Source organism: Microbacterium kribbense, from assembly GCF_039537285.1.
Taxonomy (GTDB): domain Bacteria; phylum Actinomycetota; class Actinomycetes; order Actinomycetales; family Microbacteriaceae; genus Microbacterium; species Microbacterium kribbense.
The window spans coordinates 296,460-320,299 of sequence record NZ_BAABAF010000008.1; the positions used below are offsets into that span (position 1 = coordinate 296,460).

Sequence of the window (23,840 nt, forward strand, 5' to 3'; positions counted from 1 at the left end):
CTCAGACCTCCAACTCACGTCGATGGGTGTCGATCGCCGCCGGCAGCCCGTCGGGGCCGGCGGACAGGATGCTGCGGCTCGCGCTGGCGAGCACGTGCGGGGCGAGCGGGCCGAACACGGCGGCGGCGTCGCCCAGCCGCGCCCCCTGGTGGCCGAAGCCGGGCGCGAGGATCGGGATGCCGGCGAGCACGTCGTCGGTCAGCGCACATGCCGAGCGGTCGACGGTGGCGCCGATCACGACGCCCAGACTGCGGTGCGGGCCGTCGCTTTCCAGCGTGCGCACCGCCGTGCAGACAGCGCGGGCGACGGTGGCGCCGCCGGCTGCGACCGAGTGCTGCAGCGCCGCGGCTTCGGGGTTGCTGGTGGCCGTGAGTACGAATAGGCCCTTGCCGTGCTCCAGCGCGAGCGCCGCGGTCTCGGCCAGCGCGCCGACGCCGAGGTAGGGGCTGACCGTCAGCGCATCGGCCTCCAGCGGCGAGCCGGGCACCAGCCAGGCCTGCGCATAGGCGGCCATCGTCGAGCCGATGTCGCCGCGCTTGGCGTCGGCGATGACCAGCAGGCCCGCGGCGCGGGCGGCGCCCAGCACGTCCTCGAGCGCGGCGAAGCCCGCCGAGCCGAACCGCTCGAAGAACGCCACCTGGGGCTTGACGACCGCGACGCGGCCGGCCGCGGCGTCGATGACCCGCATCGCGAACTCGCGCACGCCGTCGGCCGAGGCATCCAGCCCCCAGCCGGTCAGCAGCTGCGGGTGCGGATCGATCCCCACGCACAGTCGCCCGTGCTCGGCGACGGCCGCCTGCAGCCGCGCGCCGAAGCCGCTCACACCCGCTCCCGCCTGTCGGCCGCATACTCCTGCAGGGTGCGCACGCCGAATCCGTCACCGATCGCATCCAGTGCGCTGACGGCGGCGCCCAGGGTGGCGATCGTCGTGAACAGGGCCTTGTCGGCCGCGACGGCCGCGGCCCGGATCTCGTATCCGTCCGCGCGCGCCGACATGCCGCTGGGGGTGTTCACGACGATGTCGATGGAGCCGTCGTTGATCAGATCCACGATGTTCGGCTCGCCCGATTCCTGCGTCTGGCTGAACTTGTTCACGAGGTCGACCTCGATGCCGTTGCGGCGCAGGATCTCGGCGGTGCCCTCGGTGGCCACCAGCCGGTAGCCCAGCTGCGCCAGCCGGTGCGCGGGCAGGATGACGGCGCGCTTGTCGGAATCGGCGACCGAGATGAACACCGTGCCGCTGCGCGGAATCCCGCCGTAGGCGGCGGCCTGGCTCTTGGCGAACGCGGTCGGGAAGTCCGCCCCGGTGCCCATCACCTCACCCGTGGAGCGCATCTCGGGGCCGAGCACCGAATCCACCGTCTTGCCCTCGGCGGTGCGGAACCGCTTGAACGGCAGCACCGCCTCCTTCACCGCCACCGGCGCGTCCATCGGCACCGTCGAGCCGTCGCCGACAGCCGCCAGCATGCCCTCGGCGCGCAGCTCGGCGATCGTGGCGCCGGCCATGATCCGGGCGGCGGCCTTGGCCAGCGGGGTGCCCAGCGCCTTCGAGACGAACGGCACCGTGCGACTGGCCCGGGGGTTGGCCTCGATCACGTACAGCACCCCGGCGCTGACGGCGAACTGCACATTCAGCAGGCCCCGCACGCCGACACCGGCGGCGATGCCGCGGGTGGCCTCGCGCACCCGGTCGATCTCGGTACGGCCCAGGCTCATCGGCGGCAGGGCGCAGCTGGAGTCGCCGGAGTGGATGCCGGCTTCTTCGAGGTGCTCCATGATGCCGCCGATGTACAGATCGGTGCCGTCGTAGAGCGCATCCACGTCGATCTCGACCGCGTCATCGAGGAACCGGTCCACCAGCAGGGGCTTGCCGACGCCGATGATGGCCGCCTCGCCGATGCGCACGAAGTAGTCGCGCAGGCTCGGCGCGTCGTAGACGATCTCCATGCCACGGCCGCCGAGCACGAAGCTCGGGCGCACCAGCACCGGATAGCCGATCTCCTCGGCCACCGCCACGGCGCCGTCCACGTCCACTGCGGTGCCGTGGCGGGGCGCGATCAGACCCGCGGCATCGAGGATGTCGCTGAACAGGCCGCGCTCCTCCGCAAGATCGATGGCCTCGGGGCTCGTGCCCAGGATCGTGTAGCCGGCCTGCTGGATGCCGCGCGCCAGGCCCAGCGGCGTCTGACCGCCGAGCTGGCAGACCACGCCCAGGATCCGGCCCGATGCCGCTTCGGCATCCAGCACCTCGAGCACGTCCTCCAGTGTCAGCGGCTCGAAGTAGAGCCGATCGCTGGTGTCGTAGTCGGTCGAGACGGTCTCGGGGTTGCAGTTGACCATGATCGTCTCGAACCCCGCATCGGCGAGGGCGAACGAGGCGTGCACGCACGAGTAGTCGAACTCGACGCCCTGGCCGATGCGGTTGGGGCCCGAGCCGATGATGACGACCTTGGTGCGCTGTGAGGGCGCCACCTCGGTTTCGGTGTCATAGCTGGAGTAGTGGTAGGGCGTGAGCGCCGGGAACTCGCCGGCGCAGGTGTCCACCGTCTTGTAGACCGGACGCACCCCCAGCCCGTGCCGGATGCCGCGCACCTCCTCTTCAGCGAGCCCGCGCAGCTGCGCGATCTGGCCGTCCGAGAAGCCGTGATCCTTGGCCAGGCGCAGGATGTCCGCATCCAGCCCGGCGGCGCCTTGCACGGCGCCTGCGACCTCGTTGATGAGCACGATCTGGTCGAGGAACCACGGGTCCATCTTGGTGGCCTCGAACATCTGCGCCACCGTCGCGCCGTGGCGCAGCGCCTGCTGGATCACCACGATCCGGCCGTCGGTGGGGGTCTTTGAGACCTCGATCAGCTCCTGCACCGAGCGGTGCTCGTCGCCCCAGTGGAAGCTCGAGCCGCGCTTCTCCAGCGACCGGAGCGCCTTCTGCAGCGCCGTGGCGTAGTTGCGGCCGATGGCCATCGCCTCGCCCACCGACTTCATCGTGGTCGTCAGCGTCGCGTCGGCGGCGGGGAACTTCTCGAAGTTGAACCGCGGCACCTTCACGACCACGTAGTCCAGCGTCGGCTCGAAGCTGGCCGGCGTCACCCGGGTGATGTCGTTGGGGATCTCGTCGAGCCGATAGCCGATCGCGAGCTTGGCGGCGATCTTCGCGATCGGGAAGCCGGTGGCCTTGGACGCCAGCGCCGAGGAGCGCGAGACCCGCGGGTTCATCTCGATGACGATCATCCGGCCGTCGGCCGGGTCGATCGCGAACTGGATGTTGCAGCCGCCGGTGTCCACGCCCACGGCGCGGATGATGTCGATCGCGACATCCCGCATCTGCTGGAACTCGCGGTCGGTCAGTGTCAGCGCCGGCGCGACCGTGATCGAATCGCCGGTGTGCACGCCGACCGGGTCGACGTTCTCGATCGAGCAGACCACGACCGTGTTGTCGGCGGCGTCGCGCATCAGCTCGAGCTCGTACTCCTTCCAGCCGAGGATCGACTCCTCCAGCAGCACCTCGTGCGTCGGCGAGTCGTGCAGGCCGGCTCCGGCGATGCGGCGCAGGTCGGTCTCGTCGTAGGCGAAGCCGGAGCCCAGGCCGCCCATCGTGAAGCTCGGGCGCACGACCAGCGGGTAGCCGAGGTCGGCGGCACCGGCGAGGATCTCGTCCATCGTGTGGCAGATGCGCGAGTCGGCGACCTCGGCGCCGCACTCGATCACGAGCTCCTTGAAGATCTGGCGGTTCTCGCCCTTCTCGATGGCGTCGGGCTTGGCGCCGATCAGCTCGACGTCGTAGCGGTCCAGGATGCCGCGCTCGTACAGGGCCATGGCCGCGTTCAGCGCGGTCTGGCCGCCCAGGGTCGGCAGGATCGCGTCCGGGCGCTCCTTGGCGATGATCGTCTCGATCACCTCGGGGGTGATCGGCTCGATGTAGGTGGCGTCGGCGAAGTCGGGGTCGGTCATGATCGTGGCCGGGTTGGAGTTGACCAGGATGACCCGCACGCCCTCGGCGCGCAGCACCCGGCACGCCTGGGTGCCGGAGTAGTCGAATTCGCAGGCCTGGCCGATCACGATCGGGCCGGACCCGATCACCAGGACGGACTGGATGTCGTCGCGCTTGGGCATCAGTTGTGCTCCTTGGCGGTCTGCAGGTGCGCGCTGACCATGTCGCGGAATCGGTCGAACAGGTAGTTGGCGTCGTGCGGTCCGCCGGCGGCCTCGGGATGGTACTGCACCGAGAAGGCTGGGATGTCCAGGGCCCGCAGACCCTCGACGACGTTGTCGTTCAGCCCGATGTGGCTGACCTCGACGCGGCCGTAGCCGTTCGGGCTGTCCACGGCGCCCTCCCGCGGCGCGTCGACCGCGAAGCCGTGGTTGTGCGCCGTGATCTCGACCCGTCCGGTGGCCCGGTCCAGCACCGGCTGGTTGATGCCGCGGTGACCGAACGGCAGCTTGTACGTGCCGAAGCCGAGCGCGCGGCCCAGCAGCTGGTTGCCGAAGCAGATGCCGAAGAACGGCAGCCGCGCATCGAGCACGCGCCGCAGCACCGCCACGTGGTCATCGGATGCCGCGGGGTCGCCGGGTCCGTTCGAGTAGAACACCGCGACCGGGTCGATCGCGCGGATGTCGTCGAAGGTCGCATCGTGCGGCAGCACGTGCACGTCGAAGCCGCGCAGCGCGAGGTTGTCCAGCGACGCCTGCTTGACGCCCAGGTCCAGCACCGCCACGGCGCCGAGGCGCTCGCCGCGGGCCGGGGTGACCTGCTCGACGGCGACCGAGACCTGCGCGGACAGGTTCAGGCCGGCCATCTGCGGGGCCTCACGCACGATGCGCAGCTGCTCGTCGTCGGAGGCGGCGGCGGCCTCTCCGGAGAAGATGCCGCCGCGCATGCTGCCCGCGGTGCGGATGTGCCGGGTCACGGCGCGGGTGTCGATGCCGCTGATGCCGACGATGCCGTCGGCGGTCAGGGCGTCATCCAGCGACCCGGTGGCCCGCCAGTTCGACACGACCCGGGAGGGCTCGCGCACGATGTAGCCGGCGACCCAGATGCGGCGCGACTCGGGGTCTTCGTCGTTGACGCCGGTGTTGCCGATGTGGGGTGCGGTCTGCAGCACGATCTGGCCCGCGTAGGAGGGGTCGGTGAGGGTCTCCTGGTAGCCGGTCATGCCGGTGGCGAAGACCACCTCGCCCAGGGTCGTGCCGCGCGCGCCGTAGGCGCGGCCGGTGTGGCGGGTGCCGTCTTCGAGGACGAGTACGGCGGGGTCTGTGGTGATGGTCATGCGGCGGTTCCTGTCGAAGGGTGCGGAGTGTGCGAGATGAGGGGGCGGATGGCCTCCGCCAGCGCCTTGGCCGAGGCATCCTGGGCGCGCAGATAGGTGTCAACGACGCTGCCGGTGTCGGCAAGCCACGTGATCCGGGCCATCCCCTCGCGCTCGACGACCCGATCGATGACGAACTGCGCCTGGTCGACATCGGTGATGCGCTCGGCGGGGATCACGACGCGGTCCTGCCCGGGGATGTCCAGCGCCACACCGCCGTCGGCGACCGTGATGTCGGCCTTGGCGGGGAAGCCCAGGCCGGGGGCGGCGATCCGCTCCAGCGGCCGGTCGTGCGCGGTGGTGGCGACGTAGAGCCCCTCGAACCGGGCGTGCACCGGCGCGCCGGCGGCCAGATCGACGACCGAGCTGAGCGGGGCGGCATCGCGGCGCGCGCGTCGTCGCCATCCCCAGGCCATCATCCCGAGCAGGACGAGGGCCACGGCCACCATCACGAGAAGTGCTCCTTCGCGGGTCATGCGTGCTCCTTGCTGACGAGTTCGCCGTCGGCCACGGTCAGCCGGCCGGCGTGGATGGTCCACCGCACCGAACCGGGCAGCCGACGCCCCAGATAGGGTGAGTTGGTGCTGCGGCCGTGCAGCTGATCGGCGCCGAAGACGCCGCCGCCGCGGGGGTCGTACAGGGTGAGCTCGGCGGGCTCGCCGGCGGCGATCGGGCGCCCGTGGCCGGCCAGGCAGCCGATGCGCGCCGGGGCGTGCGACATCACGCGGGCAACGTCCGCCCAGTCCAGCAGACCGGTGTCCACCATCGCGGCGTGCACGACGCGCAGCGCGGACTCGAGCCCGACCATGCCGTTCGCGGCGGCCTGCCATTCGCACGACTTGGACTCGGCCGGATGCGGCGCGTGGTCGGTCGCGACGATGTCGATCGTGCCGTCGGCCAGACCCGCGCGCACGGCCTGCACGTCCTCGTCGCGGCGCAGCGGCGGGTTGACCTTGAAGCGCGCGTCGTACCCGCGCACCAGCTCGTCGGTCAGCAGCAGGTGATGCGGCGTCACCTCGGCGGTCACGTCGATGCCCCGCTGCTTGGCCCACCGGATGATGTCGACGGATCCGGCGGTGGACAGGTGGCACACGTGCAGGCGGGCGCCGACGTGGTGCGCCAGCAGCACGTCGCGCGCGATGATCGACTCCTCGGCCACCGCCGGCCAGCCGGCCAGCCCCAGTTCGGCCGAGACGACGCCTTCGTTCATCTGGGCGCCCTCGGTCAGTCGAGGGTCCTGCGCATGCTGGGCGATCACGCCGCCGAACGCCTTGACGTATTCGAGCGCGCGCCGCATGATCAGCGGATCGAACACGCAACTGCCGTCGTCGCTGAAGACGCGCACCCGCGCGCGGGAGGATGCCATCGCGCCGAGCTCGGCGAGCTGCCGGCCCTGCTGCCCGACGGTCACGGCGCCGATCGGCTGCACCGTGACCAGGCCGGCGGCCTCGCCCAGGGCGAGCTGCTGCTCGACGACACCGGCGGTGTCGGCCACCGGCGCGGTGTTGGGCATCGCGAAGACGGCGGTGTAGCCGCCGGCGGCGGCGGCGCGCGATCCGGTGAGCACGGTCTCGGACGCTTCGAATCCGGGCTCGCGCAGATGCGTGTGCAGGTCGACCAGTCCGGGCAGGGCGATCAGGCCGTCGGCGTCGATGACCTGCGCGGCGGCGGCGGCGACTCCGGCGCCGACCGCGGTGATCCGCTCGCCTTGTACGAGGATGTCGGCGGCGTCGCCGCCGACGATGCGCGCCCCGCGGATGAGGAGGTCCGTCGTCATCGTGCGTCCTCCGTGTTCGTATGCGCGTCGATCGGCGCCGTGGCCGTCCGCTCCCCTGCCAGCAGCAGGTAGAGGGCGGCCATGCGCACCGACACTCCGTTGGTCACCTGGTCGAGCACTGTCGACTGGGCCGAGTCCGCGGCCTGGGAGCAGATCTCCAGGCCCCGGTTCATCGGCCCGGGGTGCATGATCATCGTACCCTCGCCGAGCGCGGCGAAGCGCTCCGGGTCCAGCCCCCAGTAGCGCGAATACTCCCGTTCGGTCGGGAAAAACGCGGCGTGCATGCGCTCGGTCTGGATGCGCAGCATCATCACGACGTCGGATCCTTCGGCGATGGCGGCATCCAGGTCGTAGCCGACGTGCACCGGCCAGGCCGAGACATCCTGCGGAACCAGGGTCGGAGGTGCGACCAGCCGCACCTGCGCGCCGAGGGTGTGCAGCAGCCAGACATTGGAGCGCGCCACGCGCGAGTGCAGGATGTCGCCGACGATCGTCACGCGGAGTCCGGCCAGGTCCTGCCCGCGACTGCCGGCCCCGTGGCGGCGCTTGCGCATCGTGAAGGCGTCCAGCAGTGCCTGCGTCGGGTGCTCGTGCGTGCCGTCGCCCGCGTTGACCACGCCGGCGCTGATCCAGCCGCTGCCGGCGAGTGTGCGCGGTGCACCCGACGCGCTGTGCCTGATGACGACGGCGTCGGCGCCCATGGCCTGCAGCGTCTGCGCCGTGTCCTGCAGCGATTCGCCCTTCGAGACCGACGAGCCCTTGGCCGAGAAGTTGATGACGTCGGCCGAGAGCCGCTTGGCGGCCGCTTCGAACGAGATGCGGGTGCGGGTGGAGTCCTCGAAGAACAGGTTCACGACCGTCTTGCCGCGCAGCGTGGGCAGCTTCTTCACTTCGCGCTGCTGCGTGTCGGCCATGTCCTCGGCGACATCGAGGATGCGCAGCGCGTCGGCACGGCTGAGGGTCTTGGTGTCGAGCAGGTGCCTCATGATTCGATCGTCACCTCTTCGGCGCCGTCGATCTCGGTCAGGTGCACGTTGACGCGTTCGGCGCTCGAGCTGGGCAGGTTCTTGCCGACGAAGTCGGGGCGGATCGGCAGTTCGCGGTGGCCGCGGTCGATCAGGATCGCCAGTCGCACGGCGGCCGGACGGCCGATGTCGCCCAGCGCGTCCAGCGCCGCACGGATGCTGCGTCCGGAGAACAGCACGTCGTCCACGAGCACGACCGTCTTGCCGTCGATGCCGCCGGCGGGGATCGAGGTGGGCTGCGGGGTTCGGGTGGGGTGGCGGTGCAGGTCGTCGCGGTACATCGTGACATCCAGTGCCCCGACCGGGACGGTGACGCCGGAAACACCGGCCACCAGCCCTGCGATGCGGTCTGCCAGAGTGACACCGCGGGTCGGGATGCCCAGGATGACGAGGTCGTCGGCGCCCTTGTTGGACTCCAGGATCTCGTGGGTGATCCGCGTCAATGCCCGCGCGATATCAGCGTCGTGCAGCACGATGCGCGTGCTCATGGCGCTCCCTTCTCCGCCTCACAGGACGGTGTTAAAGGTTGCTTGCGCAGCCCAGTCTATCGGCTGCTCACACCTCGGCCGGCGCCGTCGCGGCCTGGCTGATCTGGTTCTCGATGTCGTGCGAGCGGATCGGGTGGCCCTGCGTGGTCAGGCACCGGCCGCTGGCCAGGTCCCACTTCCAGTCGTGCATGCTGCAGGTGAGCACGCCGTCCTCGATCTTGCCGGTCTTGGACAGGTCGGCGCGCAGGTGCGGGCAGCGTCGCTGCACGATCCAGTCGCCCAGCTGCACGTCCTCGCTGGTGTCGGTCTGCTCGGAGTACCAGTTCTCGACGTACTCGATGCGGTCGGCCGACAGACACTTCATGAACGTGTAGATGAACTCGTTGAACTTGCCGACCCGGCCGGCCGTGAACTGCATGGACAGGAAGATCGAGTTCGACCAGTCGATCTCGTGCTCGGCGATGTTGGTCGAGACCAGGTCGGCCCCGATCGTGAACCAGTAGCCGGTCTCCTCCCCCGCGTACTCGCGGACCTTCGCCTTCGGGAAGTCCACGACCATGTCGAGGTCGCCGATCGTGTACCGCACCGGCCCGCCCACACCGAGCCGGATCGTGCGGGACTTGCGCAGCAGCGGCTCCCACCACTCCTTGATCGCGGCCAGCATCTCGGCCGGCGCCAGGACAGGCGCGCGGGATGCCTCCTCGGCGGCGATCTCCTCCTGCCGGGTGGCCCGCTGCTGCTGGAGGTACCCCCACTTGTCGGCGAACATCGCCTCGATCTCGGCATCCGTGTACAGCGTCTGCGACATCGAGAGCTGCCCGCCGTTCAGCTCGACCACGGTGCCGGGCACGAAGATGTGCCCGGCGTACTGCGGCGCCTCGGCCTGCATCCGTTCGATGAACTGCGCCTGGTCGGTGAAGATGGCGTTGTCGTCGGTGCCGTAGCCGTTGTAGCCGAACAGCTCGTCGCGCAGGAACATCGGCGGCCCGGCCATCGGGAACACGTGGGGGGCGTCGACCTTCTCGACGTAGTACATCGCGCGCTTGTGCTGGGCCTCGCGTTTGAGGTGGGCGAAGTTCTGCTTGGACTCCTGCGGCAGGTCGTAGACCATCGGCCACCAGATCGCGCCGGAGAACTGGGTGAAGTACACCTCGGGCTTGGCGAAGCCCAGCAGCTTCTCCAAGTCGAGCGGGTGCGAGTCGTTCTGGTTCAGGATGCTGGCAGTGCCGTCGTCGATCGACAGCGACGAGTCGCCGATCGGACCGTCGCTGGGCGCGCGCAGCGGGGTGATCATCAGCCGCAGCGGGCCGCGCTCGATGACCTCGCCCGCCTGTGTGTAGGTGATGTTGTCGTAGCCGAGCGCACGCAGGTCGCGTTCGAGGTCATCGGTCGGGTAGTCCGGCAGCAGCACCTCGATGTCCTTGGGCACGTACTGCTGCAGCGCCCAGCCGTCGAAGTGGTCGCGGTGCCGGTGCGAGATGTAGAGGAAGTCCGCCGTGCCGTAGCGCTCCCAATCCAGGCTCCGGTTGTCGGGGAACGGGAACCAGGAACCATAGAACGCGGGCTTGATCCAGGGGTCGCACAGGATGCTGCCGCCCGCCGTCTCGATGAACATTCCGGCATGGCCGAGGCCGGTGATCCGCATGAAAATCCTCCCGATGGTCCGGCTCAGAGTCTACGCGGAGCATGCGTGCGGCGGCCTCGGCCGGGCCGTGGATGCGGCGGATCAGCCCTCGAACAGACCGCGGATGTCGTCGGCGGTCAGCGACCGGGCGAACAGGTCGTCGTCGTCCATCACGGCGTGGAACAGGCGCGCCTTGCGGGCCTGCAGCGCCACGACCTTCTCTTCGATCGTGCCGCGGGCGATCATCCGGTAGACGAACACGCTGCGGGTCTGCCCGATCCGGTGCGCCCGGTCGATCGCCTGCTCCTCGGCGGCGGGGTTCCACCACGGGTCGAGCAGGAACACGTAGTCCGCCTCGGTGAGCGTCAGCCCGAAGCCGCCGGCCTTCAGGCTGATCAGGAACACCGGAGCGCCGCCGGTGCGGAAGCGCTCGATCACCTCGGGCCGCCGCCGCGTGGTGCCGTCCAGATACTCGTGGGCGATGCCCGCGGCATCCAGCCGTGCTGCGGCACGCTCAAGGAACGAGGTGAACTGGCTGAACACCAGGGCGCGGTGACCCTCGGCCGCCAGCTGCGCGACCTGTGCGACCAGCTCCTCGAGCTTGGCCGAGCGGACGCGCGCATCGGCGGGGTCGATCAGTCCGGGCGCGAGGCTCAGCATCCGCAGCAGCGTGAGCGAGCGGAACACGATGAACCTGTTGCGGTCCAGATCTTCGAGCAGCCCGAGGATCTTCTGACGCTCCCGCTGCAGGACGGTGTCGTAGATCGCACGGTGCGCGCCGGTCAGCTCGACGGCCAGCAGCTGCTCCTGCTTGGGCGGCAGCTCAGTGGCGACGATCTCCTTCGTGCGGCGCAGCAGCAGCGGGCGGATGCGCCGGCGCAGGCGGGCGAGCCGGGCCGTGCGGAATGGGGCGCCCTCCTGGTTCTCGGGCACCTTGCCCTGCTCGATCGGGCCCACGTAGTCCTGCCGGAACCGGCGTGCGGACGGGAACAGCCCGGGGGCGGTCAGCGCGAACAGCGCCCAGAGGTCGGTGAGGCTGTTCTCCAGCGGCGTGCCGGTGATCGCGTACTTCACGTCGGCCTGCAGCTGCGCGGCGACGTGGTGCAGCCGGGTGGCGGGGTTCTTGACGAACTGGGCCTCGTCGAAGACGACGCCCGCCCACTGCGTGGCGGTGAACTCGGCCTCGTCCAGCCGCAGCAGCGTGTACGAAGTGAGCACGATGTCCACGGCCTCGTGCGCGGCCGTGCCGGGGGCGGGCCGGGCCGGCCGTGCCGCGCGCGTCGCGTCGATGACCTGCACGCGCAGGCCGGGGGTGAAGCGGGCCGCCTCGGCGCGCCAGGTCTCGACCACCGAGGTGGGCGCGACCACGAGGAACGGCCGCTGACGCGCGTCCTGCCGAGTGTGCGCGATCAGGGCGAGCAGCTGCAGCGTCTTGCCGAGGCCCATGTCGTCGGCGAGGATCCCGCCCAGCCGGTGGCGCCACAGGAACGCCAGCCAGTCGTAGCCCGCGCGCTGATACGGCCGCAGCCGGGCGTGCAGGCCCGCCGGCAGCGGGGTGGGCTCGAGGTGCTCCACGTCGCGCAGCCCGTCGGCGGTGGCCCGCCACGACACCGCCGGCTCGGACACGTCGGCGAGGTCCTCGAAATCCTCCCAGAGCGCGGTCTGGTAGCGGCTGATCCGCGGTCCGGTCTCCCATTCGGTCACATCGCCGGACTCGTCGATCAGTTCACGCAGTCGGTCCAGCCCAGGGTGCTTCAGTGAGAAGTAGGTGCCGTCGGTCAGCAGCAGCGCGGTGCGCCGCTGCGCGAGCGCGGTGAACAGCGGCCGGAACGGGATGCTGTGCCCGTCGATGCGCACCAGCACACCCAGGTCGAACCAGTCGGGGTCGTCGCCGGCTACCGTCGTGACGGTGATCTCCGGGTCGCCGACCAGCTCGCGGTAGCTGCGCTGCCGGCCCTGCACGGCAAGCCGCACGCCGTCCAGGCGCACGAGGGCCGGCATCGCCTTGTCGACGAACTCGGCGCACTCGATGCCGCGCAGCGAGACGGCGGCCATGAGCGGGCCGGGTGCGGCATCCGTCCAGGCACGCTCGACCCGCTCCCGCACGGCCGTCTCGGCGTCGGCGTCGCGGCCCGGGCCGGCCGGCTCGTCCAGCGCATATCTGCTGCCGTCGGCATAGACCCAGGTCAGGGCGACGTCGATGCTCTCGCGCGGACGGAACCGCACCGCCACCTCCAGGTGCGGCGGCGCCGGTTCGGGCAGCGTGACGCCGGGGCCCGCGGTCACGGTGGCGCGCCGGGCCAGCCGCGGGTAGGCCTGGCGCAGGAACGCGTCGACCTCGGCGGGCGGCACGGCGATGCCGGCCGACAGCGGCAGCAGCGTGCGCACGGCGTCGTCCAGCGGCGCGGGTGCGAGGGTCAGCGTGATCTGCGATCGGCGCACCGCCACCGCATAGACCCCGGTGGCGCCCACCGGCCGCACCGGCCCTCCGGCATCCGGCAGACGCCGCCCGTCGATCGTGGTGGTCGCCTGCAGCAGCAGACCCCCGGCGCGGGCCCGCACGACCTGCAGCGCCACGGCGCCTGCGCCGGCCAGCCGCACGATCTGCGCAGCGGCCGTGGCCACGATCGGGATGTCCCGGCCCGCAGCGGCGGCCAGGTGCGGCCAGAGCAGTCCGGAGGCGATGGTGTCCAGCGTCACCCACTCCGAGGCATCCGCGAAGGGGCCCGGGCGCCTGGCATCGTGCCCGATGCTGTACAGCTCGGCGAACCAGCGGGCCTGGTCGGCCCGGAACCCGGCGCCGCCCCGGCGCAGGGCATCCCACGACACGGTGCCCTTGATCCAGTTGCCGGTCGCGGCGCTGCGCACCAGGGGCCGCAGCCCCACGAGCAGTTCACCGTCGGTCGTGGCGATGCTGCGCGCCGTGGCGGTGGTCACCCGCTGCGGCGACCAGGTGGCGGCGCCGCCGCCCTGTCGCTGGCGCAGCTCGACGCCCAGCGCGAGGGCCGATGCCGGTGCGCCGGCGGGTGCATCGGCGACCAGGTCGCGCCAGGACGGCTGCGGCGGGGTCACGGGCCGCCCGGCCTCAGGATGATCGGGCGATGCGGGCGAGCACGCCGTGCACGAACGCGCCGGAGTCGTCGGTGGAGAACTCCTTGGCCAGCTCCACGGCCTCGTCGATGGCCACGGCGGTGGGCACGTCGGCGTTGTACAGCAGCTCCCAGGTGCCCATCCGCAGCAGAGCGCGGTCGACGGCGGGCATCCGCGCCAGTGACCAGTCCTTGGCGAACGTGGTGATCTGCTCGTCGATCTCGTCGGCGTTGTCGATCACGCCGTCCACGATCTCGCGAGCGTACAGCCAGGATGCCTGGCGTGCCGGCTCATTCGCGGCCCGCTTCGCCTCGGCGGCGAGGATCGTCGCGATCTGCTCGCCGCGCACGTCCGATTGGAAGAGGATGTCGAGGGCGCGCTTGCGGGCCTTGGTGCGTGCACTCATCTCGGCTCAGTTCACGCGGCCGAGGTAATCGCCCGTGCGGGTGTCGACCTTGACCTTCGTGCCGGTCTCCAAAAACAGCGGCACCTGGATCTCGTAGCCGGTCTCGACGGTGGCGCTCTTGGTGCCCGCCGACGAGCGGTCGCCCTGCAGGCCCGGCTCGGTGTAGGTGATCTCCAGGACCACCGAGGCCGGCAGCTCGACATACAGCGGGTTGCCGTCGTGCAGGGCGATGGTGACCTGCTGGTTCTCGAGCATGAAGTTCTTGCCGTCGCCGACGACCGCACCGGGCACGGTGATCTGGTCATAGTCGGCGGTGTCCATGAAGACGAACCCGTCGCCGTCGCTGTACAGATAGGTGAAGTCGCGGCGGTCGACGTTCTCGATCTCGACCTTCGACCCGGCATTGAACGTCTTGTCGTTCGTCTTGCCGCTGACCACGTTCTTCAGCTTGGTCCGCACGAACGCGCCGCCCTTGCCGGGCTTGACGTGCTGGAACTCGACGACCGCCCAGAGCTGGCCGTCCAGGTTCAGGACGACGCCGTTGCGGATGTCTGCGGTAGATGCCATGGGTGCGGGTTCCGTTCGTGTGGATCAGTTCAAGGGGCCGCGGGCGGCCCGACATTCGAGTCTACAAGACCGGGCGCAGTCACCAGCGGCAGGAAGATCTCGTCGACCATCGCCACGATCTCATCGTGCGGTGGCGATCGGGTTCGCCCTTCTGGCCGGCTTCATCCTGGTCGAGGCGCGCCGGCCCGCACGGGCGCTGATCGACACCCGGCTGCTGCGGGTGCGCGCGGTCGGCGCCGCTTCAGCGGTGCTGTTCCTGGCCGGTGCGGCGCGGTGTGCGTCGCGCTGCCGTCCCGGCGCGCCGTGCAGACGGGTGTGATCCCGGCGGCATCGGCGTCGGCGGTGCCCGCAGAAGCCCACCGCGTTCGCTCACGGCGAACAGGATCGGAGAGACCTCTCAGCCGTCGGCCTGGCCGGTGATGACGGCGCAGAGCCGCGTGACCGCGCTGGCGTAGCCCCGCACTCCCTCGCCGATGACGTGGACGACGGCGACGTCGGAGATGTACGAGAAGTGCCGGAACTCCTCGCGTGCGTGCACGTCGGAGATGTGCACCTCGGCCACCGGCAGCGCCACGCCGGTCAGCGCGTCGCGCAGCACGACCGAGGTGTGCGTGAGCCCACCGGGATTGATCACGATGCCGGCGCAGTCGGTGCGCGCGGCGTGGATCGCGTCGATCAGCACGCCCTCGTGGTTGCTCTGCACGCTGCGCACCCCGAACCCGCGCTCGGCCGCGGTGCGGGTGACGAGCTTCTCGACGTCGGCTAGCGTCTCGATGCCGTACACCTCCGGCTCGCGGATCCCCAGCAGGTTCAGGTTCGGCCCGTTCACGAGCAGCAGACGGCGGGGGGTGCTCACGGCATCACCCTACCGCCTGGTCGCCGCTGAGAAGGGGATGGGTTCGGGGGTCCGACCGGCTCAGGCGCCGACCTCCTGGTACGCGGCGAACAGCAGCGACTCGTCGGGCGCCTGCAGCACGGTAGGGTGACCGATGTCATCGAGCACGATGAACCGCATCATGTTGCCGCGGGCCTTCTTGTCGCGGTGCATGACCTTCAGCAGCGACGGCCAGGAATCCGGCCGGTACTCGGTGGGCAGGCCCAGGCTCGCCAGGATCCGCCGGTGCCGGTCCACCGCGGCGTCGGAGAGCCGGCCGGCCAGGCGGGAAAGCTCGGCGGCGTAGACCATGCCGATGCTCACCGCGGCGCCGTGACGCCACTGGTACCGCTCCGAGTACTCGATGGCGTGTCCGAGCGTGTGCCCGTAGTTGAGCATCTCGCGGACACCGGCCTCACGCAGGTCCTGGCCGACGATGTGCGCCTTCATCTGAATGGCCAGTTCGATGCACCGCCGGAACTGCGGCGTGGTCGGGTCGGTGGCCGCGATCGGGTCGGCCTCGACGATGTCGAGGATCTCGGGGTACCAGATGAAGCCCGCCTTGATCACCTCGGCGAAGCCGGAGATGCGCTCGTTGTCGGCGAGCGTCTCGAGCAGGTCGAGGTCGCAGATCACCGCCCGCGGCGGCCAGAACGCGCCGACGAGGTTCTTGCCCTCGTTGGTGTTGATGCCGGTCTTGCCGCCGATGGCGGCATCGACCATGCCGAGCACCGTGGTCGGCACCTGGATCACATCGACACCGCGCAGCCAGGTCGCGGCCGCGAAGCCGGCGAGGTCGGTGACGGCCCCGCCGCCGAAGCCGACCACGACGTCGGTGCGGGTGAAGTCGGCCAGGCCCATCACCTGCCAGCAGAACGACGCGACCTCGACCCGCTTGCCGGGCTCGGCATCCGGGATCTCGGCCAGCAGCACCTCGCGCTCATCGGTCATCAGCCCGGCGCGCAGCGCGCCGGCCTGCGCGACCAGTGTCGGCGGGTGCACGATGAGCACCTTGCGGGCCGCCGCGGGGATCGCTTCGGCGACCACGCCCAGGATCCCCCGGCCCACCGTGATGTCGTAGGGGCGGTCGCCCGCGACGGTGAAGACGGTCTGATCGGTCATGCCATGCCTCCTGGCTGGGGTTCGGTGCGGGATGCGGCGCTGTCGCCGTTCTGGGTGTCCCACTGAGTGCGCACCCAGGCCGAGGCGCGATCGACGATGTCGCGGATGCGGCCCCGCGAGGTGTCGAAGGTGACGTCGGCCAGCTGCGCGTACAGCGCGGACCGCTCCGCGGCCACGCGCTCCCACTGGGCGAGGGCGTCCGCGCCCTGCAGCAGCGGCCGGTTGGTGTCGCGGATGCGGCCTGCGACGGTGTGCGCATCGACGGTCAGCAGCACCACCGGATGCCGCGCGAGATCGGCGCGGGTGTCAGGGTGCAGCACCGCGCCGCCGCCCAGTGCCACGATGCCGTCGGTGCCCAGTGCCTCCTGCACGGCCGCGCGCTCGAGTTCTCGGAAGCGGGGTTCCCCCTCGTGCACGAAGATCTCCGGGATCGGCCCGTGCTCCCGCGCGATCGCGATGTCGGTGTCGAAGAACCGGACCCCGAGCGTCTTGGCAAGCTTCCGCCCGATGCTGGTCTTGCCTGCGCCCATCGGGCCGATCAGGACGACGGCACGCGTCGTCATGCGTCGCGCAGCGCCGAATCGCTCGCGTGCGCCGACCGCAGCGTCGGCGGGATCGCCACCAGGTACGCCTGAAGATTCCGCTGCGTCTCGGCCATGCTGTCGCCGCCGAACTTCTCCAGCACGGCCTGGGCCAGCACGATCGCGACCATCGCCTCGGCGACCACGCCGGCGGCGGGCACCGCGCACACGTCCGAGCGCTGGTGATGCGCGGAGGCGTCGGTTCCGGTGGCGACGTCGACGGTGCGCAGCGAATGCGGCACGGTGGCGATCGGCTTCATTCCGGCGCGCACGCGCAGCACCGTGCCCGTGGACATGCCGCCCTCGGTGCCGCCGGCGCGGTCGCTGGCGCGGGTGATCCCGCCGTCGGTCGCGAACAGCTCGTCGTGCGCGGCCGAGCCGCGGCGGCGGGTGGTCTCGAAGCCGTCACCGAGCTCGACGCCCTTGATCGCCTGGATGCTCATCAGCGCCTGCGCGAGCCGTCCGTCCAGCCGGCGATCCCACTGCACGTGCGACCCGAGCCCGGGCGGCAGGTCGTAGGCGAGCACCTCGACGATGCCGCCCAGCGTGTCGCCGTCCTTGCGTGCAGCGTCGACCTCGGCGACCATCCGCTCGCTCGTGGCGGGGTCGAAGCAGCGCAGCGGATCGGCATCGAGCCGGTCCACGTCGTCCGGATGCGGCAGCGGCGCGTCGTCGGGTGCGTGCACCGCTCCGATCGACAGGGTGTGGCTGACCAGGCGGATGCCGAGCCCACCCAGGAACGCGCGCGCGACGGCGCCGAGGGCGACGCGGGCGGCGGTCTCGCGGGCGCTGGCGCGCTCCAGAATCGGCCGGGCCTCGTCGAACCCGTACTTCTGCATGCCGACCAGGTCGGCGTGGCCGGGGCGGGGCCGGGTCAGCGCGGCGCCGCGACCGCGGGAGCGATCGGTCAGCTCGACGGGTTCGGCGCTCATCACCTCGGTCCACTTCGGCCACTCGGTGTTGCCGATGCGGATGGCGATGGGGCTGCCGATGCTCAGCCCCTGCACCACGCCGGCCGAGAGGGTCAGCTCGTCCTCCTCGAACTTCATCCGCGACCCGCGCCCATAGCCGAGCTTGCGACGGGCCAGGTCTGCCTGGATGGCGGCGCGGGAGACCGGAACGCCGGCCGGCAGTCCCTCCATGAGGGCGATGAGTTCGGGGCCGTGTGATTCGCCGGCCGTGAGCACGCGGAGCATGCGTCAAGTCTCCCATGGCCCGGCGGTGCTCAGACGCCGGTGGCGGCGGCCTGCATCGCCGCGACCACGGCTGCCTCGTCCGGCAGCGGCTGCGTGACATCGCCGCAGCGGAAGACGCGCACCTGCAGCAGCGCCTGCTGCACCAGCATCCCGATGCCCGCCACGGCGGGGGCGCCGGCGCGGGTCCAGGCGCGCGCCAGAGCGGTGGGCCAGTGCCCGTACACGACGTCGTAGAGCAGTCCGCCGCCGGCCGCGAGCGCGTCGGCGACCGCATCCGGAACCGCCGCGCCGCCGGGCAGCGTCGCCAGGGTCAGCGGCACGCTGCCGGCCGCAGCGCCGTCCAGCGGCAGATGCCGAACGGTGACCCCGAGCTGTCCCCCCAGCGCCTGCAGGCGCTCGGATGCCTCGGCCCGGCGTGCCGCCACCTCGATGCGCTGCGCTCCGAGCTCGGTCAGCGCGAGCAGCGCCGATGTCGCCGTCGCCCCGGCGCCGACGATGCGGGCGCGGTCGACCTGGTCGAACCCGTGCGCGCGCAGATCGGCGGCGATCCCGCCGATGTCGGTGTTGAACCCGTGCGGGCCGGACTCGGTCAGCAGCAGCGTGTTGACGGCGCCGGAGCGCTCGGCGCGGCGGTCGCGCACGCGGGCGGCCGCGAATGCGGCGGGTTTGAGTGGCATCGTCAGCGACAGGCCGCGGATCCCGTCCGCGGCGGCGAGTTCCCCCTCGAACGAGGCCGCGTCCACCCGGCGCCGCCCGTACGACCAGTCCAGCCCCAGCACCCGGTAGGCGGCGGCGTGCAGTGCCGGCGACTGGCTGTGCGCGATGGGGTCGCCCCACACCTCCAGCCGGCGCCGCGTGGTCAGCATCCCGAGTCGGGGTGCGCCTTGCACCAGGTCTGCATCTGCACGATGGCTTTCTGCTGCTCGGCGTAGGTCGCGCTGAAGACGGTCTCGCCGGTGTCGAGGTTCACGGTGACGAAGTACATCCACGGGCCCGGCGCCGGGCGCATCGCGGCGTCGATCGCGACGTCGCCGGGGCTGGCGATGGGACCGATCGGGAGCCCTGCGTGCACGTAGGTGTTCCACGGGTTGTCGTCGGCCAGAGCCGCCGCCGAGGAGCTGGCGGTGCCGTTGTGGTTCTCGTGATAGCCGTACTGGGCGGTGGAGTCCATCTGCAGCTTGCCGAAGGTCTCCTGGTTGTTCGGCTGGAGCCGGTTCTCGATCACCCGGGACACCTTGTAGAAGTCGCCTTCGACGCGGGCCTCGCGCTGGATGATCGACGCGATCGTGAGGATGCGCTCGCGATCCGCCTCCGGCACGCCGGCCGCATCCAGCGACGTGACGGTGCGGTCCACCAGCGTCTGGATCACCTGCTTGGCGGTCACGCTCGGCTTGAAGGTGTAGGTCGCCGGAAACAGCCAGCCCTCCAGCGTCTTCGCCTTGACGCCATACGCCGCGGGGTCCTTCACGGCGGCCTGGAAGTCGGCCAGCGGCATCTTCAGCGCATCGGCGAGGATCGGCAGGATCTTGTCCTCGGTGAGGCCTTCGCGCACCAGCGCGGTGTTCTCCAGCTTGCTGGCCGGATCCAGCAGCGCGGCCAGCGCGGCGGCCGCCGTCATCTCCTTCTGCAGCTTGTAGACACCCGGGTAGAAGGTGGGGTTCTGGCCGCTGGCCACCAGCATGTTGTAGAAGACGCCGGAGGTCTTGGTCACCCCGGCCGCCGCCAGCGCCTTGGACACCGATGACCCGGTGTCGCCGTCGGCGATGGTCACGAGTGCCTGGCCGTGTGCGAGGCCCGCCTCGTAGTCCTGCGGCTCCTGCCAGCCCATGAACGCGCGGATCTGCGGCTCATAGGTCGACCAGACGTACCATCCGCCTCCGGCGATGCCGGCCAGCACCACGACGACGATGCCCAGGGCGACCCAGCGGCCGCGGTGCTTCTGCTTCTTCGTCTTGCGCGGCGGCACCGCTCCGATCGCGTCCGAGGAGGCGGTTCCCGTGAACAGGTCCTCGAACGAGGCGGGCTGCGCCGGCGCGGGCGCAGGTGCGGCGGCCGCGTGTGCGGCCGCCGCTTCGCGCGCGGCACGGCGCGAGGTGGGTGCCGGAGCGAGGTCGCCGCCGTCCTCCGCCACCGGCTCGTCCCGTCGGCGCGGGTCGGGCAGCTTTCCGTACAGATCGGCGAAGGGGTCTTCGCCGGGTGGACGGGCATCGGGCATGTCAGACGGGCTCCTGCACTGGGGGGATGCGGTCACCGGCGGGACGGCCGGTCTGCTTCTCGACATCGAGGGCTTGCTGCAGGAAGACCACCGCGGCGACCTGATCCACAATGCTACGAGATGAACGCTGGGATCTGCCCGATCCGCGCAGCGCGGCATGTGCGCTCACCGTGCTCAGCCGCTCGTCGACCATGCGCACGGGCACCTCGGATGCCGCCGCCAGCGCGGCCGCGAACGTGCGGGCATCGGTCGTGGAGGGCGTGTCGCCGCCGCTGAGATTCAGCGGCAGGCCCACCACGAACTCCATCGCGCCGTACTCGGCCGCCAGTGCCAGCAGGCGCGCGAGCGGCTCGTCGGCGCGTGCGACCGTCTCCACCGGCACCGCCAGCAGCCCGTCGGGGTCGCTGCGGGCCACCCCGACGCGGACCTTGCCGACGTCGACGCCCAGCCGCACGCCACGGCGGAATCCGCTCACGCCGCCTCCAGCGCCGTGCGCACCGCCGCCAGCGCGGCAGGCAGCGCGGCGACGTCCGTGCCGCCGCCCTGTGCGACGTCGTCGCGCCCGCCGCCGCCCCCGCCGAGCGCGGCTGCGGCCGCCTTAGCGAGGGCGCCCGCCTTCGCGCCCGCCGCGCGGGCGGCCTCGTTGGCGGCGACCACGACGACCGGACGGCCGTTCACGTCGGCGCCCAGGGCCACCACGGCGGCGTCCGGGCCGAGCCGGTCGCGCACCTGCAGGGCGAGGTGGCGCACGTCGTCGGCGGAGGCCGCCGCGCCCAGCGATTCGGCCACGACGCGGAGCGCGCCGGCGGCGGCCGCGGCCGCCATCAGCGCGGGCAGCCGCCCTTCCAGCGCCTTGGACCGGAAGGCCGCGATCTTCTTCTCGGCGGCCTTCAGCTGTGCGGCGAGCTCGGCGATGCGCGCCGGCAGCTGGTCGCGCGGGGTCTTCAGCGTCGAGGTCAGCTGCGCGACGATGGCGCGCTCGGCCGCCAGCTCACGGAACGCGTCAGGTCCGACCAGGGCTTCGACACGCCGGTTGGATGCTCCCACCGATGACTCGCTGACGAGGCTGATCAGGCCGATCTCGGCACTGCCGGCCACGTGCGTGCCGCCGCACAGTTCGCGCGACCAGGGGCCGCCGATGTCGACCATGCGCACTGTGTCGCCGTACTTCTCCCCGAACAGCGCCATCGCACCGAGCTCTTTCGCCTCGGCCAGCGGCAGCACCCGGGTCGTGACCTGCAGATTGTCGTGCACGGCGTTGTTGGCGATCTCTTCGATCTCGGTCCTGGTCGCCGCCGACAGCGCCTGCCCCCAGGAGAAGTCGAAGCGCAGATATCCGGCCCGGTTCAGCGAACCGGCCTGGGTCGCCGTGCCCCCGAGCGTGTCGCGCAGCGCGGCGTGCACGAGATGGGTCGCCGAATGTGCGGCCGTTGCCTGGCGCCGATTCGCGGCATCCACGACACTCGTGGCCGGCTGACCGGTGGCCACCTCGCCCTGGGTGACCTCGACGGTGTGGCTGACCAGCCCCGGCACCGGACGCTGCACGTCCAGCACGTCGAGCTCGAAGCCGGGACCGACGATCATGCCATGATCGGCGACCTGGCCGCCGGACTCGGCGTACAGCGCGGTCTCGGCGAGGATGACCTCGGCGACCTGGCCCGCACTGGCACGGTCGACGGGCACGCCCTCCACCAGGAGGCCGAGCACGGTGGATTCGGTCTGCAGGTCGCTGTAGCCGGTGAACACGGTCTCGCCGTGCGCACGGAACTGGCGGTACACGCTCTGGTCGGCCAGTGCCCGCTTGCGCGACTTCGCGTCGGCTTTGGCGCGGGTGCGCTGCTGAAGCATCAGGGCGTCGAACGCGGCGCGATCCACGCTGAGCCCTGCCTCCTGCGCGACCTCGAGGGTCAGATCGATCGGGAACCCGTAGGTGTCGTGCAGCAGGAACGCCTCCGGGCCGCTGATCGCTGACGAGCCGGTCTGCTTGGTCTGGTCGATCGCCAGGTCGAGGATCGTCGATCCCGACGCCAGCGTGCGCAGGAAGGTCTCCTCCTCGGCGAACGCGTACTGCGAGATGCGCGTCCAGTCCGTCTCGACGACCGGATACGCGGCCTTCATGGCGTCGCGGGAGGCGGCGAACAGCTCCGGGAAGGTGGCACCATCCACGCCCAGCAGGCGCATCGCGCGCACCGAACGGCGCATCAGGCGGCGCAGGATGTAGCCGCGGCCCTCGTTGGACGGGGTGACCCCGTCGGCCAGCAGCATCAGCGAGGAGCGGACGTGGTCGGCGATCACCCGGAAGCGCACGTCATCCTCGTGCGCGGCGCCGTACCGACGGCCGGACAGGTCGACGGCACGGTCGAGCACCGGGCGCACCTGATCGATCTCGTACATGTTCTCGACGCCCTGCTTGATGAACGCGACGCGTTCCAGGCCCATGCCGGTGTCGATGTTCTTCTGCGGCAGCTCGCCGACGATGTCGAAGTCGGTCTTGGACCGCACGTTCGTGATCGCGTACTGCATGAACACGAGATTCCAGATCTCGGTGAACCTGTTGTCGTCCACGGCGGGCCCACCGTCGCGACCGTAGGCGGGGCCCCGGTCGAAGTAGATCTCGGAGCACGGGCCGGCGGGCCCCGGCTGGCCGGTGGACCAGTAGTTGTCCTCTTTGCCCATCCGCTGGATGCGCTCGTCGGGCAGGCCCGCGATCTGCTTCCACAGCCGAGCGGCCTCGTCGTCGTCCTGATAGACGGTGACCCACAGGTCCTTCTCGTCGAAGCCGAGCCCGCCGTCGGACTCCGCGCCGGTCAGCAGGTCCCAGGCGTAGCCGATCGCACCTTCTTTGAAGTAGTCGCCGAACGACCAGTTGCCCATCATCTGGAAGAACGTGCCGTGCCGCGCGGTGTGGCCGACCTCTTCGATGTCGAGGGTGCGGATGCACTTCTGTACGTCGGCGGCGCGCTGGTAGGGCGCCGGCACCAGGCCGCTCAGGTACGGGATGAACGGCACCATGCCGGCGATCGTGAACATGATCGACGGATCACTGCTGACCAGCGAGGCCGACGGGACGATGACGTGGTCGTTCTTCTCGAAATGGTCGAGGAATCGCTGGGCGATCTCAGCGGTCTTCATTCGCTTCTCTCGTAGGTTCGGTGCCGCGGCACGGCTCGGTTCGGGGCGCAGGCCCCGTGCCGTGTGTGGTCGGCTAGGCGGTCGGCTGGGCAGACGGCGCGGATGCCTCGTCCAGGGCTTCCGATGCGGCCCGGGTGGCATCGGCCAGCGCCGCCGTGGCGTCATCGACCGCCGAGCCCAGGCGGGATTCCTGCTCGCGGTACGCCTCACCGATCCGGTCGGTGAATTCGCTCACGCGCGCGTCGATCTCGGCCAGCACTTCGTGGCCGCGCGGGTCCTTGTTGACCTGGTGCGCGAGCACGAACCCACCGGCCACGCCCACCAGGAACCACAGGAACTTCTTCATATCAACCCTTCCGTGCCAGGTGCGCGCTGTCGCGGCATCCCCCATCGTAGGCGGAAACGGCAAGAGAGCGCCGGGACGAACCGGCGCTCTCTTG

The 23,840-nt window shown here is 71.0% G+C and carries 21 protein-coding genes; 1 reads left to right on the forward strand and 20 read right to left on the reverse strand.

What is annotated here, in order from left to right; translation table 11 throughout:
* Nucleotide 1: 1 nt before the first annotated feature.
* The 11 genes from pyrF to efp all read right to left on the reverse strand — a co-directional run bounded on the left by pyrF (nt 2) and on the right by efp (nt 14,280).
* The gene (gene pyrF, locus ABD705_RS12490; protein ID WP_344784054.1) at nt 2–823 is read right to left on the reverse strand and encodes an orotidine-5'-phosphate decarboxylase; all 822 of its coding nucleotides are present in this window, start codon (nt 821–823) and stop codon (nt 2–4) included.
* A complete protein-coding gene (gene carB, locus ABD705_RS12495) occupies nt 820–4,110 on the reverse strand; it encodes a carbamoyl-phosphate synthase large subunit (RefSeq protein ID WP_344784056.1) in 3,291 nt (1,096 codons plus the stop codon). The genes pyrF and carB overlap by 4 nt, the downstream gene beginning before the upstream one ends.
* Complete coding sequence (carA, locus tag ABD705_RS12500) at nt 4,110–5,264, reverse strand: glutamine-hydrolyzing carbamoyl-phosphate synthase small subunit (RefSeq protein WP_344784058.1); 1,155 nt, start codon at nt 5,262–5,264, stop codon at nt 4,110–4,112. The genes carB and carA overlap by 1 nt, the downstream gene beginning before the upstream one ends.
* Nucleotides 5,261–5,779, reverse strand: a complete 519-nt coding sequence (locus ABD705_RS12505) for a PH-like domain-containing protein (RefSeq protein WP_344784060.1) — start codon at nt 5,777–5,779, stop codon at nt 5,261–5,263. Before ABD705_RS12505 ends, carA begins: the two co-directional genes overlap by 4 nt.
* Nucleotides 5,776–7,080 (reverse strand): dihydroorotase, encoded by a 1,305-nt coding sequence (locus ABD705_RS12510; protein ID WP_344784062.1) that lies wholly within the window; start codon nt 7,078–7,080, stop codon nt 5,776–5,778. Before ABD705_RS12510 ends, ABD705_RS12505 begins: the two co-directional genes overlap by 4 nt.
* A complete protein-coding gene (locus ABD705_RS12515; protein ID WP_344784064.1) occupies nt 7,077–8,066 on the reverse strand; it encodes an aspartate carbamoyltransferase catalytic subunit in 990 nt (329 codons plus the stop codon). The genes ABD705_RS12510 and ABD705_RS12515 overlap by 4 nt, the downstream gene beginning before the upstream one ends.
* A complete protein-coding gene (pyrR, locus tag ABD705_RS12520) occupies nt 8,063–8,593 on the reverse strand; it encodes a bifunctional pyr operon transcriptional regulator/uracil phosphoribosyltransferase PyrR (protein WP_344784066.1) in 531 nt (176 codons plus the stop codon). Before pyrR ends, ABD705_RS12515 begins: the two co-directional genes overlap by 4 nt.
* 67 nt (nt 8,594–8,660) lie before the next feature.
* Nucleotides 8,661–10,238: a Rieske 2Fe-2S domain-containing protein gene (locus ABD705_RS12525; RefSeq protein WP_344784068.1), complete on the reverse strand. Its 1,578-nt coding sequence runs from the start codon at nt 10,236–10,238 to the stop codon at nt 8,661–8,663.
* An 81-nt stretch (nt 10,239–10,319) separates the two neighbouring features.
* Nucleotides 10,320–13,289 (reverse strand): DEAD/DEAH box helicase, encoded by a 2,970-nt coding sequence (locus ABD705_RS12530; RefSeq protein ID WP_344784070.1) that lies wholly within the window; start codon nt 13,287–13,289, stop codon nt 10,320–10,322.
* Between the two features lie 13 nt (nt 13,290–13,302).
* The gene (gene nusB / locus ABD705_RS12535; protein ID WP_344784072.1) at nt 13,303–13,713 is read right to left on the reverse strand and encodes a transcription antitermination factor NusB; all 411 of its coding nucleotides are present in this window, start codon (nt 13,711–13,713) and stop codon (nt 13,303–13,305) included.
* A 6-nt stretch (nt 13,714–13,719) separates the two neighbouring features.
* Entirely contained in the window at nt 13,720–14,280 is a 561-nt protein-coding gene (efp, locus tag ABD705_RS12540) for an elongation factor P (protein WP_344784074.1), read from the reverse strand.
* Between the two features lie 130 nt (nt 14,281–14,410).
* On the opposite strand from efp, the gene ABD705_RS12545 reads away from it, so the two are divergent.
* Nucleotides 14,411–14,599, forward strand: coding sequence for a hypothetical protein (locus ABD705_RS12545; protein ID WP_344784076.1), 189 nt, complete (start codon nt 14,411–14,413; stop codon nt 14,597–14,599).
* A 78-nt stretch (nt 14,600–14,677) separates the two neighbouring features.
* Here the strand turns inward: ABD705_RS12545 and ABD705_RS12550 are convergent, their stop codons facing one another.
* From ABD705_RS12550 to ABD705_RS12590, 9 genes are all read right to left on the reverse strand, one after another.
* Complete coding sequence (locus ABD705_RS12550; protein WP_344784078.1) at nt 14,678–15,136, reverse strand: type II 3-dehydroquinate dehydratase; 459 nt, start codon at nt 15,134–15,136, stop codon at nt 14,678–14,680.
* Nucleotides 15,137–15,196: 60 nt separating this feature from the next.
* Nucleotides 15,197–16,276 (reverse strand): 3-dehydroquinate synthase, encoded by a 1,080-nt coding sequence (aroB, locus tag ABD705_RS12555; protein WP_344784080.1) that lies wholly within the window; start codon nt 16,274–16,276, stop codon nt 15,197–15,199.
* Entirely contained in the window at nt 16,273–16,839 is a 567-nt protein-coding gene (locus ABD705_RS12560; protein WP_344784082.1) for a shikimate kinase, read from the reverse strand. The genes aroB and ABD705_RS12560 overlap by 4 nt, the downstream gene beginning before the upstream one ends.
* Nucleotides 16,836–18,053 carry a chorismate synthase gene (aroC, locus tag ABD705_RS12565; protein WP_344784084.1) on the reverse strand — a complete coding sequence of 406 codons (1,218 nt, stop codon included), beginning with the start codon at nt 18,051–18,053 and terminating at the stop codon, nt 16,836–16,838. Before aroC ends, ABD705_RS12560 begins: the two co-directional genes overlap by 4 nt.
* Before the next feature lie 29 nt (nt 18,054–18,082).
* Nucleotides 18,083–18,919, reverse strand: coding sequence for a shikimate dehydrogenase family protein (locus tag ABD705_RS12570; RefSeq protein WP_344784280.1), 837 nt, complete (start codon nt 18,917–18,919; stop codon nt 18,083–18,085).
* Nucleotides 18,913–20,268, reverse strand: coding sequence for an endolytic transglycosylase MltG (mltG, locus tag ABD705_RS12575; RefSeq protein ID WP_344784086.1), 1,356 nt, complete (start codon nt 20,266–20,268; stop codon nt 18,913–18,915). Before mltG ends, ABD705_RS12570 begins: the two co-directional genes overlap by 7 nt.
* 1 nt (nt 20,269) lies before the next feature.
* The gene (gene ruvX, locus ABD705_RS12580) at nt 20,270–20,743 is read right to left on the reverse strand and encodes a Holliday junction resolvase RuvX (RefSeq protein ID WP_344784088.1); all 474 of its coding nucleotides are present in this window, start codon (nt 20,741–20,743) and stop codon (nt 20,270–20,272) included.
* A complete protein-coding gene (gene alaS / locus ABD705_RS12585) occupies nt 20,740–23,400 on the reverse strand; it encodes an alanine--tRNA ligase (RefSeq protein ID WP_344784090.1) in 2,661 nt (886 codons plus the stop codon). Before alaS ends, ruvX begins: the two co-directional genes overlap by 4 nt.
* A 73-nt stretch (nt 23,401–23,473) precedes the next feature.
* Nucleotides 23,474–23,746 (reverse strand): ATPase, encoded by a 273-nt coding sequence (locus ABD705_RS12590; RefSeq protein WP_344784092.1) that lies wholly within the window; start codon nt 23,744–23,746, stop codon nt 23,474–23,476.
* Between the last annotated feature and the right edge of the window lie 94 nt (nt 23,747–23,840).